Origin of the sequence: Polaromonas hydrogenivorans, from assembly GCF_040105105.1 — a bacterium.
GTDB lineage: Bacteria > Pseudomonadota > Gammaproteobacteria > Burkholderiales > Burkholderiaceae_C > Polaromonas > Polaromonas hydrogenivorans.
On sequence record NZ_CP157679.1, the window covers coordinates 150,204 to 162,869 of the forward strand.

Consider the following 12,666-nt stretch of genomic DNA (forward strand, 5'->3'; position numbering starts at 1 on the left):
GAGCCAGTTGCTGCGCGGGCGCAGTCAGTATTTCAGCGGCCTGCTATGGCCTGTTAACAAATAACTTGTTTAATTTCTAAAGCAATTTCATTGGAAAATTTTCTCTGAATTGCTCAAGTTATTTCGAAACGAGCCCTTACCTGCTGCCACACCTCAGCGGCAAGCTGCCGGCACTGACGCGGGACATCACCCTGGTGCCGGCTGGCCTGCAGGACAAAGTGGGCGACTACGGGGCGCTGGCGCTGGTGGCCTGATTTTTCTGGCGGTTTTCCCCGTCGCTGTAGCGCGAGGCTTCGATCGCCCGGTCCACGTCGTCGATCAGGTCTTCGATGTCTTCCAGGCCGACCGACAGGCGCACCAGCGCGTCGGGCAACCCAGCCTGCTGGCGCTGCGCGGGCGGGATAGCGGCGTGCGTCATCACCGTGGGCAGGCCGACCAGGGACTCGACGCCGCCCAGGCTCTCGGCCAGCGCGAACAGCCGGGTCTGGGTCGTGAAACGGATGTTGCGCTCCACCCCGCCTTGCAGTTCCAGCGAGATCATTCCGCCGTAGGCGCGCATCTGCCGGCTGGCGAGCGCGTGATGGGGGCTGGACTCCAGGCCGGGATAGCTAACCTGCCTGACCTCGGAGTGGGCTGCCAGGTGCTGCGCCAGTTGCAGCGCGTTGTCGCAATGCTGACGCATGCGCACCGGCAAGGTCTTGATGCCGCGCAGCACGAGGAAGCAGTCGAGCGGACCCGGCACCGCACCCACTGCGTTTTGCAGGAATTTGAGCTCCTGGTACAGCGCTTCATCCTTGACCACAAGCGCGCCGCCGATCACATCCGAGTGGCCGCCCAGGTACTTGGTGGTGCTGTGGATGACGATGTCCGCACCGAGCCGCAGCGGCTGCTGCAGGTAGGGCGAGGCGAAGGTGTTGTCGACCGCGAGCCTGGCCTGGTGTTCGTGCGCGAGTTCGGCGATGGCGGCAATGTCGCACACGGTGAGCATCGGGTTGCTCGGGGTTTCCAGCCAGATCAGCCGGGTTTGCGGGCGCAGCGCGGCGCCGATGGCGTCGAGCGACGTCGCGTCGACAAAGCTGGTCTGGATGCCGAAGCGCTCGAACACGCGCGTCATCAGCCGGTAGGTGCCGCCGTACAGGTCCTGACCGCACACCACATGGTCGCCGCTGCTGAGCGATTGCAGCACGGTGGACTCCGCCGCCAGGCCGCTGGCGAAAGCCAGGCCGTAAGCGCCGTCTTCCAGCGCCGCCAGGTTGGCCTCCAGCGCGCTGCGCGTGGGGTTGGCGGTGCGCGCGTAGTCGTAGCCCTTGTGGCGACCGGGCGCTTGCTGCACGAAGGTCGAGCTCAGGTACACCGGCGTCATGATCGCGCCGGTGCCGGGGTCCGGCGGCTGGCCGGCGTGAATGGCTTTGGTGGAAAAGCGCATGGCTTGCCTCGCTTGAGTTGAAGTCAATCTACGACTGGCCGCTGGCCGGTGGTGCCGCGTCGGGCGAGGTCTCCAGGTAACCATGCTCCCGCATCCAGTCGTCGTTGTAGAGCTTGCCCAGGTATTGGCGGCCGCCGTCGGGCAGCAGCACCACCACCTGGTCGTTCGGGCCCAGCGTTGAAGCCACCTGCAGCGCCGCCAGCATCGCGGCGCCCGAGGAGCCGCCGGCGAACAGGCCCTCGGCGCGGGCGAGCTGCCGCGCCATCACAAAGCTGTCCTTGTCGCTGACCTGGATCACATCGTCAATCACGCTCCAGTCCAGCGCCTTGGGGATGAAGTCTTCGCCTATGCCTTCGAGCTTGTAGACATGCGGCGGCACTGCCACCCCGCGGTGGAACAGGTCATGAAAGATCGAGCCCTGCGGATCGACGCCGATCACCCGGACCATGGCGTTTTGTTCCTTCAGGTAGCGGCCGGTGCCGCTGATGGTGCCGCAGGTGCCCATGCCGCAGACGAAATGGGTGACCAGGCCCCCGGTGTCGTTCCAGATTTCAGGGCCGGTGCTCGCGTAATGCGCCAGCGTGTTGTCCGGGTTGTCGTATTGATTGCACAGGAAGGCGCCGGGTAGGTCCTGCGCCAACTGCCGCGCCACCTGGATGTATCCCCGCGGATCGTCCGGTGGCACGTCGGTGGGGCAGACGACGACTTGCGCCCCCATGGCCCGCAGCATGTCGATCTTCTCGCTGGACTGCTTGTCGGCGATGGTGAACACCGTCTTGTAACCGCGCCCGGCGGCGAACAGCGCCAGGCCCATGCCGGTGTTGCCCGAGGTGCATTCCACGATGGTGGCGCCGGGGCCGATCTCGCCGCGCCGCTCGGCCTGCTGGATCATGTACAGGCCGATGCGGTCTTTCACCGAACCGCCCGGGTTCAGGAATTCCAGCTTGGCGTAGATGGCGCAAGGCAGGTGCCGGCTGAGTTGGTTCAGGCGCACCAGCGGTGTGTGGCCGATCGCGTCCAGGATGCTCTCATATCTCATGGCAACTCCCTTTGCGTGTTGCGACATGCATGAGCCCGGCTGGGGAAGTGGCACGGACTGTTCATTCACTGTAGCCGTTTCCCGCCGGTTCGTGAAGCCGCAGCCTTGTCCAGGACAGGCCCGGCTAGAACCACTCCACCATGCCCGACTGCAGGGCGTTCTGCGGGTTGGAGCCCGCATCGCGGATGCGCTGCAGCGCCTCCGGTGCGCTCAGGCCCAGGGCCTTGAGCACGCAGGCCGCTGCCGTGCCGGTGCGGCCCATGCCCGCTGCGCAATGCATCAGCACCACCTCGCCATGCCGCAGGGCCGCTGCAATCTGCGCTATGCCATGGCGAAAAGCCGGTTCATTGTCGGGCAGGCCGAAATTGCCCATGGGCAGATTCAGCCAGCGCCAGGCCAGGCTGCCTTGCACCACCGCCGCATGGTAGGCGGGTGACAACTCGGCCAGTTCCTCGCGCGACGTGAGGCAGACCAATTGGCTCAGCCTGGCCCGCTTGGCCTCAGTCACAAACGCGGCCCAGGGTTGCATGCGCCCGGGCATGGCGCAGAGCCACAGCGTGCCAGGCACATCCGGGGGAAGGGCGACGGGGCGAAAAGGCATGGCAAGCAGGGGATGGCTGCGCTGACATTGACGCAGCCGCCATGTTCCGCCCAGATGGCCTGGAGCGCAAGCGCTTACGGCTTTTGACCGATGTTGAATGGAAAATCAGTCCTGCTGGGCCAGCAGCACACGGGTGACGGCCAGCTGGTCTTCAACGCCCTGGAAGGCGGCCAGCACGGTTTGCCGGTAGCGCGCCACCGCCTGCGCATGCGCCGCTTCGCTGCCTTCGACGCGGGCGCGCGTGGCGCCGGCGTTGAACAGCGTTTGCGCCGCCGACAGGCCGAGCGACCAGACGCTGCTGGAGGCGCTGAACAGGTCGGCCACGCGGCTGGCGCCGAACCCGTACGAGGCGCCCAGCGGCAGGCTGGGGTAGTAGGCGCTGCGGGCGATGCCGATCTGTTCGCACGGCGGCTTCCTTGAAGGCGCTGACATCTAGCGTCGTGGGGCGCTGGTAGTCGGGGCCAACCCGCCCGCAGCCATTGATGACCTGATGAGAGGTTTCAAGAAGGTTCTCATCGAACGTGCCCTGGGGGCGGAAATGAGCCACCACCACCTAGGCTACCCGCCGGGTGCAACCAAGTCCGCCGAGTGGAGTTGACCCGTTTTCACGGACACCCGGTTGCGCAGCCTGATAGGGCGGTTTTTCAAACAAGCGGCACAGCAGCGGGCGCCGACAACCCGGGCCTGGCGCACAAGCTGTGCAGGGCATCTCCCCGCTGGATGCGCCCTGCCCACGCGACCCATGCGCTGAACCAAGGAACTTGTTGCAAGGTCACTCAGGCGCAGGGGTTGGATTTCTGCGCAAATGGCGTTAAATTGTTGATGTCTGCGTGCAGGTTTAGTGAACAGTTGGAGTGACATTTCACCCCTGCAGGAGTGGCTGCACTCACGTTGTCGATTTTGCGTCGATCCTTTCGTGGTCAGGCAGGCCTTACAGGAGAAAGACGATGTTGCAGAAATTTCCGATATACGCCTACATCCCGGCCAGCGACGTTTCCCGTGCTAGGGAGTTCTATGAAGGCAAGCTGGGCTTTGTGGCCAAGCAGGAGACAGCCGGTGGCGTGGTCTACGAGTGTGGCGCACACACGGCTTGCTTCTTGTACCCAACGCCGAACGCTGGAACGTCCCAGGCCAGCCAGGCGTTCTGGACGGTCGATGACGTCGACCGCGAAGTGACCGAACTCAAGGCGCGCGGCGTGGTGTTCGAGGACTACGACATGCTTGGTGAGAAAAGCGCAAGCGGCGCCATTACTGCGGGTGGCGCGAAGGCCGCATGGTTCAAGGACACCGAGGGAAACATCATGGCGCTGGTGCAGAGCCTTTGATTGCTTTCAGGCGCGAATCACTGCCCGGTGCACGTGGCAGCAGGACTGCGCCTGATATAAGAAGGCCCTTTACCCGATGGCATTTGTTTCATCAGCATAACGTCCGAGGAGCCCGTCAAGCGACAAAAAATGACATGTTGCCCACGTTCACCTTCCGCCGGATGAAGCGGTCTGACTTCAAGTTGCTCGGTCGCTGGCTCACCCAACCCCATGTGCAACGCTGGTGGCATGACGATCCTTCTCCAGCGAGCATTGCGCAGGTCTATGGCCCTTGTATTGATGGAACCGAGCCCTGCCGTTCAGACAAGTAAATTTGACCCTTGAATTGGGGTCGATATTGCGCAAAAACCACCCATAGCGACAATTTCAGCCGATCGAACTGCAAGCAATTCTGACCCTTGCTGGAGGTTTCAAGCAACTTTGACCCGTGATGGCGCCCGGGCCTGGGTGCGCAAAGGCCAGACCGCACGGTTTCACCTCTGTTGGGGGCGTTTTGTGCCAGCTGAAAGGCCTTCGATGGGTTAGATTAAAAGTAGGGCCAGATTTACTTGCAAACTGAGGTCAAATTTAGTTGTATGAACGGCTGATCGAGGACTGGCGCGCCTGAAACCAGCCCACTGCCCTAAGATAAGGGCCAAAACCTATGGCCTTCTCTTGCTTTGGTCCCCCTGTCTTACCTCTCCCCCCGCTTGAGGCGAGAGGAAGATGAGAGGAGATATAGGTTCTTTAAGTAGGAGGTTATGTTGATTACATTTGCAATGTGACCGTGCAAAGAATCCTAAGCTCAATACGCCCCTGTTCGGGTTGGTGTGGTGTGGTGCCCGTTTTACAAGGTGCGCATGCTCTTAGCCTGGCTGATCGCCAGTAGCAACCGCATCAAACCAGTTTTCAAGCAAGCTGATCTCGTGCTGCTGCGCATCGGCCATTGGAAACGGAAGCGACGTGCTGATGCCCGTTGGATGACGTGCAAACTTCAAGAAGGGGTGGCGGTGGTTTAAGTACATCAAGTGCTCGTCCAGCCGCCGCTCGTCGCTGATCCCCTTTTCTCGTTTGATGAGAGGAAACCGGGTCTGGAACTCAGCTCGCGGCAGGGTCATCATCAGGCAGCGCGTTTGCACCGACTGGGGCAGCATGGTTTGCCAGCGTCCTTCGCCAGTGGCCAGCGCATACTCTCGGCGCGGCCGCTGCCTGCCCGCTAGGGCCGTGGCGGGGAGCGCTTTCAATGTTGCGCTGATCGACAGGTCGTTTCTGCGCAGGTCTTGATGCGTACCAAAAACGCTCTGCTCCAGCTGGTCAGAGCAGTCACGCAACTGCTGGAAGACCATCAAGATCTCTTCGGTAGCGAGCATGTCGATGACGCCATGGCGGATCAGGACGGGCAAATCGGCCTTCATATGCACATAGAACCAGCTATGAGGCTCGTCGGGATTAAGAGCGAGTTTCACCAAGGGATACGTCGCTTCGAGCGTGTTGAAGGCCGCGCACAATGCCTGGTAGCCTACTTGCTCCAGGTTTGCCCGCGTCGCGAGTGGTGTCTGGAACGTCAGGTAATACGCGGTTTGCCCGGCCAAGGCGGAAAAGCGCGCGGAAAACCCCTTGCTGATCAGGATGGGCTGGCGCCGCGTTCCGGATGCGCGCGCCAAGGCCGGATCGGCCAGAAACAGCGCGTTGCCGTGCTTGTCTCCGGGCTCAGGCTGATACAGGTCATGCCCTTCGAGCGCAAGCGCTATGCGGGCCTTGAGTTCGTCGCGTAATGAGCGTCCGTCCCTCATCGTAAAGACTGGGGATGCATCCCATGTGCAGGAAGCGAAGTCGAATTTGGCCGGATAAGGATCCGAATTCGTGTTCGCATGCGGCTGGCGCAGCGATGCCTTCCAGTCCACTGCCCTGGCGTCGACGTCGACGTCGATCGTACGGTCGAATTCACCGTGGATGCATTGGTCCATTTGCTGCTCGACCGCCAGTTTTTTCTGGATGAACGACGCGACTTGGTCCTCGTCGAACGAGCCTTCCAGGTAGGGATAGCCAATCCTGAGACTCCCTTCCGCACCCTGACGCAGTTGCTGATTGACGCAGCCGAACAGACGGTCCACCCGTCCGACGCGCTGTTCGTTGTCGCCCGGCGTCCATGCGATGCCGTAGTGATGCACCTGGCGGCACTGCAGATGCAGGTTGACGCCTTCCTGGAACACCGAGGTGGCAATCAATACGTTCGGAAAGAAGGGGCTGTTGAACCCCAGGATCAGGCGCTGGCGATTGCCCGATTGGCCGCTGGCATACCAAGCCGGATCCTGCAGTCCGGTCAGGGTGCGCCAATCTTTCTTCCAGTCGCCCAAGCCGTGATCGGTAATCTTCCCGCACAAGGTGTCGAAGCTGGCGAGCGCGTCGCGAAAATAACGCAGCATCAGCGAGTCGGCCATGCGCGCACTGGCGTAGCGCACAAACTCGGCATAGCGGCGCTGGACATTGCCAGCGCCCGCCGCGCGCGTTTCACGGGCGAAGCATTTGAACCAGCAGTACAGTTCGATCATCACCGGACTGGCGAACAGGAAGCCGGCATTCAGATAGTTGCCAAAGTTTTCCAGAATGCCCATGTCCTGAGCTTCCCATCGGGCCAGCTTGTCCCGCTCCGCCGCATTGAGGTGGGGATACATCAGGCCCCACGCAGTGTCGGCAGGCAGGTCGTAGGCGAGGGTGTCGGCGTCGCCATCGCCTCCCATGGTGGCTTGGCGTAGCACCTGGTTGAAGCGCCTGAAGCGCTGCTCCCGGGCTGGCGTCACGTAGTTATCTTTGAGGTCGCCTTTTCCCTTGCGGTAACTGGCATAGGTACCGATTTTGTAGTCCGACGCCGGCTCCATGAACAGGGCGAACAGCGACTCTGGCTTGCGAAAGCGCGTGCGCACGTTCGAGCAGTCGGTGCGCGGCACATCCCGGGCAGCGGCCTTCAGGTCCTTCTTGACCACGAACAGGTTGGCGACTTTCGAATTCAGGCTGGCATCTGCGTCCTCGACTGGGTCGTCGCCATCCTGGCCGGCCAACTCGGCGCTCTCGTCATCCTCGTCGCTGCCGCTGCCGTTCTGCAATTGCGCGCACAGTTGCGCGAAGCCGGCACGGCTCCAGTTGGCATCTTTCCATTTGAGCGCAAGCCCATCGTCCGGCGCCAGCCCCAGCGCTTCGAGGATCTTGGGAAGAAAGACATCGTCATAAGCCCGGTTGGTGCGCTGGGTCAGCTCGCGGACCGAGGGAATGCGGCGCACGAACACCAGGTGCTTGTCCAGATGCAAAGCCGCGTCGGATGGCTCGAACAGGCGCCGGTTGACGATCCGCTCGACCAGCGCGCTGTACTTGGGATGGGGCGGAAACTGCTTGAATACCTCGTGGTAGCGCTGCGACAGGGTGCGAAGCAATTGCGTATCCTGCGCTTGGCGGAAATCGTCGTGTCGCGCTTCCTCGGCATCGCCCTCGCCATCGTCCTTGGCGATCGCGGTGCCGGGCAAGTCGGAGCCGGCCGACTCGAACCCTTCCAGGTAGCCGTACATGGGCCGCCGCCCCGCTTCGCCCAGCTTGAGCTCGGTCACCAGCTTCTTCTGGTACATGGCAAAGAACAGCTCGCCGTTCGCGTCGTCCTTAAAACGTGCCGGCATGGCCAGTTCATGCCGATAGAAAAACTTGTTGTGATGGGCGCCGCGCTGGCCTTCCATCAGGCGCAGGCGGCGCAGCGCGTAGCGCCGCAACAAGGTCTGCGCCGAGTCTTCCCGGTTGACGTCCTGGAAATAATCGAGGATGTTGGCGACATCATGCAAGCCCGAATGGCTCGGCGTGGCGGTCAGCAGCAGGACTTTCTGGCCGAGCGGATCGTCCCCCTTGCCGAAGAATGCCCGCGCAGCATGCGCGCGCTGCGTCTTGCCTTGCGACTTGCGCAAGGCGTGCGCCTCGTCAACGATGATCAGGTCGAAGCCGTCCGGGCCAAGTTGGCCCTTGAGCTCGCCGCGCAGCGTGCGTGCCGCCGCAGCCGCCTTGGCGGCAAGGTCGCCGCCTGGGTTATCGCCGAGCAATCCGCTGAGCGAATGGGTGGTGGTCAGAAACACCCGCCCCCAATCCCGTTTAACTTCCTTTACCAAGATGCGCAGATTTCGACACAGTGCCATTGCATTGACCGGTCCGCCATCGGCGCCGTTGCGCACCACGTGGTCCCGTTCGCGGTAGTGGTGCAGCAAGAAGGCTTTGTACTCCCGCATCCAGTGCCGGCAGATATCCTGATTCGGAGCCATGATCAGGATCTTGGCGTCCGGCTTGGTCTTCCACAGCATGGCGATCACGCCGAGCGCCTGATAGGTCTTGCCCATGCCGACTTCGTCGGCCAATAGCGCTACCTCATTCTTGGCCAGCGTGTTCCACAGATAGGCGACGCCCTCGGCCTGGCGCGCCGCCATCGACTCGTCCTCGGCCCGGTAGGTCCAGGCCGCATCGGCCCCGTTGAAATTGATGTAGCTTGAGACCGTATCCGGTGTCAGCATGCCCCACTTACCCATATGCGCGGTCCTTCATGATCATGTCGATGTAGCGCGGGTCGGCACCCGCCGGCATGGCGCCGGGCTTCAGGCCCAGGCCCTTCCAGCGTGGCCCGCCCGCTTTCGTTCTTGTAAGCTGTCGATACTTTTTCTTGGCCAGCTCGCTTAGGCGATTGCCTTCGAGCTCCAGAAACCACTGGTAGACCGAACCGGCGTTGGCGCCGCCATCGGCGCCTGTGCTACGCAGCACAATTTTTTCCTGCAGCTCAGCAAGGCAGCCAGGGCGCGCAAACAGGCTGCGCTCCAATTGTTCGGCAGACTTGGCCGATGCGATCTCATCCGCAAATGTTTCCATTGCTTGGAACAACTTGAAATAACTGGACGAATGGAGGGTTGCTGGCACCAGCAGCAGTGCCTCGTCGCTATCATCGTCGGGGATCTCGCCGCGCAGCACCGTGCTGCCTCCAGTGCAGTTGCCACTCCGATTCGGAATGCGGCTGTCGAGCAATTCGTCGAGCGAGGCATAGCCCTCGGCGCGACGATGGAGCAGGCCAGTCTGGTTGATGAACCCCTGGTAGACCTCGTTCGCGCCGTTCAGCACGACAAAGTAATGGTTGATCAACAGATGTTTCGGATCGGGAACCTCAATAGCCTCGGGCGTTTTTTTCCTGGCCGGAATTGGCCGGTCCGCGACATCGGGCAGCTTGAGTACATAGCCGTCTTGCCGTGGCTTTACCCAGTCGATGCCCACGGTGTAGGTTTGCTGCTCCCAGTCGAAGCTGACGGCGATATCGAAAGGCAACTCCTCGGGCACCTCAAGCTTAATATCGTCCAGTACCGCTTTGCTGGCAAAGTGGGACGGCTTGATGACGATAGCCTTGCCAAGAACACTGCTGATGCGCGCAGGCTGGCGCAAGAGGATTCCCGCCTCGACGTTGTTGGGGTTGATCCCGCCTGGGCTGGGCGCAAGGATATTGCTGCCTGGACCGGTACAGTTCCACGAGCCGATCGCCAGTTGAGCTGGCGTCATCCAGACCTTCGCATGACACAGTTCCGATCGCGGGTGCCGCTTGACGTCATTCGGATGAAAGCTCAGCAAGCCATTATCGAGCTCCTGCCGCAGGCTGTCGCGCCACGGCGTGCGGATGATGCCGCCGTCCAGCAGATCGGGGACGATGCGTATCTTCAAATTGGGCAGCTGACGTGACTCGCGCAGGTCCGACAGAAAGGCCGGCAGATCGGCCGCAAAATACGGCGACCAGATTGCCAGTTGCGTCGGCGACTCGCCGTCAGGCAATAAGCGCTCCAAAAACGTGCGCCGGTCAAAGCTATGCAGGAATTCCCACTCCGCGTCGTCGCCCCAGAATTCCTTGCCAAGGCTGACTGGGCGCACATCGCTGCACGCGGCAAACAGCGGCTTGAAAAAGGCTTTGATCTGGTTCGACTGTTCCGCCGTGGCCACGCTGCGAAACAGCATCGCCTCCTGGTTGCGCCCCCAGCCGCCTACCGTGAGGTTCGCGCTGCCGGCCCCCAGCACCGCCCTGCCATCCTGGCCTTCGAGATAGATAACCTTGGGATGAAACAGGCTGCGATCGGAAAAACGGCCGATCTGGCGCGGCGTAATGGCGTTCACTTCGATCGCGGTCCGCTTGCGGTCCGAGCGATAGATCATGCGCTTATCGGCAAAAATGCGAATCTCAATCTTGCGCTCCTGAAGTTCGAGCTGGAGCGCTTCGAAGTCCAGCCGCCCGGTCGGCAGCTTGGTTTCCCCCACCAGGATGGGCAGTAGGTAGGTTTCGACGAATTCGATACTCAAATTGAATGAGGTGAGCCACACCCGTTTCAGCGGACCCAGCTCGGCCACTTGGCGCTTGAGTTCCTCAAGTAGTTTCATGATTGCGTACCCTTAAAGCCGCGCGCAAGGTTGGCGAATTGTGGGATGTAGTATTGGTTTGCCCAGTACGTCCCCGTGCGCCGCTCGACGGCAGGCGCGGCCGGGCGCGGGACGAAAACTTTCACCCTTCCCTCGCCATCCGTTGCCAGCCACGAGGTCTGGCCTCGCGCAGCCATCACGTTCTTGTGGTAGTCCAGCAGCAGCGCGATTTGCTCATGCATGTTGCCCCCTGCATCCAGCTTGATCAGGCGCTTTAGCCTAATCAAGGCGGTTCCGGCGAGCGCAGCGCACAAGACGGTGTCGGTTTTCAAGATGGCGGCGCGGCGAGCCAGAGTTGCATCGTCGCGCTTGTACCGGCGCCAAGCGGTAACGATGTCATCGATGCTCTGGCTCTGTTTCGACAGCATCAGCGTAAACAGCAAATCCAGATCGGTCAGGAATGGCTCGACTGCCAGCACATGCTCCAACTGCAGGCGATCGGCTTGCTGGCCGGCCTCTTGGCACAACGCCAGCGCGCGTGGGAAAACCCCGCTGGCCGACACCTCATTGCCCTGCTCAATATCATCGTTGAGCACGGACAGGATGGCGCCGGCCGCGCCGCGGTCCAGGTCAGTTACGCGCAGCCAGTAATCGCGAGCATAGCTGCCTACTGATCCGGGGCTGGCGAACGCTGTCACGTAGCCACGCTTGAGTGCGGTGTCGACTTCGGAAAATAGCAGCGAAGGCGTCTTGCCTTCATGCGCCAGCAGCTGCTTGAAGTGGGCCAGCAGCGACGTTTCCAGTTTCTTCAATGGCGCTTGCGCACCGATGAATGCTTGCGCCTCCTGCCACAACGACGTCGCGCGTGCCCCGCCGTCATGGTACAGACGATCGAAAAAACCCATCTCAACCATCGGCGTCTTGTAACGCCCGCTCACACCGAGCAAAAGTTGACGCACTAGCAATTGGTCGTCCTTGCTGAACTTCAGTGGGGTGTCGCCGTCACCCACTTTCCAGCGGCGCCGCGCCTTGCTGATTCCAAAGATGCCGCCGGTCACCGCCCTGGGCACCCAGGCCTCGTCGGCGTTCTGCAGATGAGAAAAAACAAACAGGTTTTCCAGATGAATCAGGCAAACCTGTTTGAATGCCAGGCTTTCTTTCGTCGAGTAGGCTTTCATCAATGCCGGTGACAACATGATCGACTCGTCGCTAACCATGCGCCGAATGACGTGATGGTGGAACAGGTTCAGCGTATAACTGCGTACGTCATTTGAAATGGAGCTGATCCGGTTCCGAAATATCTTCTGGCCGAACGCGGACCAGATTGTCAGCAATCCAAGCGGATCGAGATTGATATCGCCGGCTATGTTGTCGTCATATTCGGTAAACAGATTTTTGAGATTCATATACTTCTTGCGAGGTGGATAGCGCGCACGTGATTAACTGTGGGCAGCGCTTCTAGCAGCGAGGGAAAGCCTGCCATACGCCGGCCAGGGTAGCAAAGCGCCAAGTCACGCAAGGTACGCTTACCCAAGTAGGAGGCCTGAAGGAAATACCGGTCGCCTTTTCACTTCAGTGGCAAGAAAGCAAAACGCTCGTTGAACTCGCTCTGGATGGTGTGAGATGTACGGCGGACTCCTCGGCCAGCACCTGCGTGTAGAGCCTGTTGCCCTGATTGAGCTTGTCCAGGGTCTGGGCCAGCCGGTAATCGAGCGTGTCGAGGGAAGCTGAAGGAGCAGGCATAGGGGCACATCATCAGTTCGGATGAACCTTACACTTGTGACTTATTGTTTCTATCGCGCCATCTTAAGCGGTGCGCTGGACAGGCCATGTCGTTTTGAAAAATAAGTATTGGGCTTTTTCATGCACTGCCATGGGTTGCTGTCATCAA

Annotated in this window: 8 protein-coding genes and 1 pseudogene; 1 reads left to right on the plus strand and 8 read right to left on the minus strand. The window is 61.1% G+C overall.

Annotated elements, in window-relative coordinates; genetic code table 11:
* Positions 1 to 226 precede the first annotated feature (226 nt).
* The 4 genes and pseudogenes from ABLV49_RS25560 to ABLV49_RS25575 all read right to left on the minus strand — a co-directional run.
* A complete protein-coding gene (locus ABLV49_RS25560) occupies positions 227 to 1,453 on the minus strand; it encodes a cystathionine gamma-synthase (RefSeq protein WP_432280038.1) in 1,227 nt (408 codons plus the stop codon).
* A 1-nt stretch (position 1,454) separates the two neighbouring features.
* Positions 1,455 to 2,465, minus strand: coding sequence for a PLP-dependent cysteine synthase family protein (locus ABLV49_RS25565; protein WP_349283182.1), 1,011 nt, complete (start codon positions 2,463 to 2,465; stop codon positions 1,455 to 1,457).
* 124 nt (positions 2,466 to 2,589) lie between these two features.
* Entirely contained in the window at positions 2,590 to 3,066 is a 477-nt protein-coding gene (locus ABLV49_RS25570; protein WP_349283184.1) for a protein-tyrosine phosphatase family protein, read from the minus strand.
* A 108-nt stretch (positions 3,067 to 3,174) separates the two neighbouring features.
* Positions 3,175 to 3,468: pseudogene (locus ABLV49_RS25575) on the minus strand (TolC family protein); the annotation flags it as partial.
* A 545-nt stretch (positions 3,469 to 4,013) separates the two neighbouring features.
* Here ABLV49_RS25575 and ABLV49_RS25585 point away from each other — a divergent pair.
* Positions 4,014 to 4,391 carry a VOC family protein gene (locus ABLV49_RS25585; RefSeq protein ID WP_349283187.1) on the plus strand — a complete coding sequence of 126 codons (378 nt, stop codon included), beginning with the start codon at positions 4,014 to 4,016 and terminating at the stop codon, positions 4,389 to 4,391.
* Between the two features lie 845 nt (positions 4,392 to 5,236).
* On the opposite strand, the gene ABLV49_RS25590 is transcribed toward ABLV49_RS25585, so the two are convergent.
* The 4 genes from ABLV49_RS25590 to ABLV49_RS25605 form a co-directional block, all read right to left on the minus strand.
* Entirely contained in the window at positions 5,237 to 8,908 is a 3,672-nt protein-coding gene (locus ABLV49_RS25590) for a DEAD/DEAH box helicase (RefSeq protein ID WP_349283189.1), read from the minus strand.
* A 7-nt stretch (positions 8,909 to 8,915) separates the two neighbouring features.
* Positions 8,916 to 10,796, minus strand: coding sequence for a hypothetical protein (locus ABLV49_RS25595; RefSeq protein ID WP_349283190.1), 1,881 nt, complete (start codon positions 10,794 to 10,796; stop codon positions 8,916 to 8,918).
* The gene (locus ABLV49_RS25600; RefSeq protein ID WP_349283192.1) at positions 10,793 to 12,181 is read right to left on the minus strand and encodes a hypothetical protein; all 1,389 of its coding nucleotides are present in this window, start codon (positions 12,179 to 12,181) and stop codon (positions 10,793 to 10,795) included. The genes ABLV49_RS25595 and ABLV49_RS25600 overlap by 4 nt, the downstream gene beginning before the upstream one ends.
* A gap of 166 nt (positions 12,182 to 12,347) precedes the next feature.
* The gene (locus tag ABLV49_RS25605; RefSeq protein ID WP_349283194.1) at positions 12,348 to 12,518 is read right to left on the minus strand and encodes a hypothetical protein; all 171 of its coding nucleotides are present in this window, start codon (positions 12,516 to 12,518) and stop codon (positions 12,348 to 12,350) included.
* Positions 12,519 to 12,666: the final 148 nt, after the last annotated feature.

Excerpts from the sequence above, each read along its gene's own strand:
- ABLV49_RS25565 (WP_349283182.1), bottom strand. The coding sequence starts at position 2,465 with ATGAGATATGAGAGCATCCTGGACGCGATCGGCCACACACCGCTGGTG.
- ABLV49_RS25570 (WP_349283184.1), bottom strand. The coding sequence starts at position 3,066 with ATGCCTTTTCGCCCCGTCGCCCTTCCCCCGGATGTGCCTGGCACGCTG.
- ABLV49_RS25585 (WP_349283187.1), top strand. The coding sequence starts at position 4,014 with ATGTTGCAGAAATTTCCGATATACGCCTACATCCCGGCCAGCGACGTT.
- ABLV49_RS25590 (WP_349283189.1), bottom strand. The coding sequence starts at position 8,908 with ATGCTGACACCGGATACGGTCTCAAGCTACATCAATTTCAACGGGGCC.
- ABLV49_RS25595 (WP_349283190.1), bottom strand. The coding sequence starts at position 10,796 with ATGAAACTACTTGAGGAACTCAAGCGCCAAGTGGCCGAGCTGGGTCCG.
- ABLV49_RS25600 (WP_349283192.1), bottom strand. The coding sequence starts at position 12,181 with ATGAATCTCAAAAATCTGTTTACCGAATATGACGACAACATAGCCGGC.
- ABLV49_RS25605 (WP_349283194.1), bottom strand. The coding sequence starts at position 12,518 with ATGCCTGCTCCTTCAGCTTCCCTCGACACGCTCGATTACCGGCTGGCC.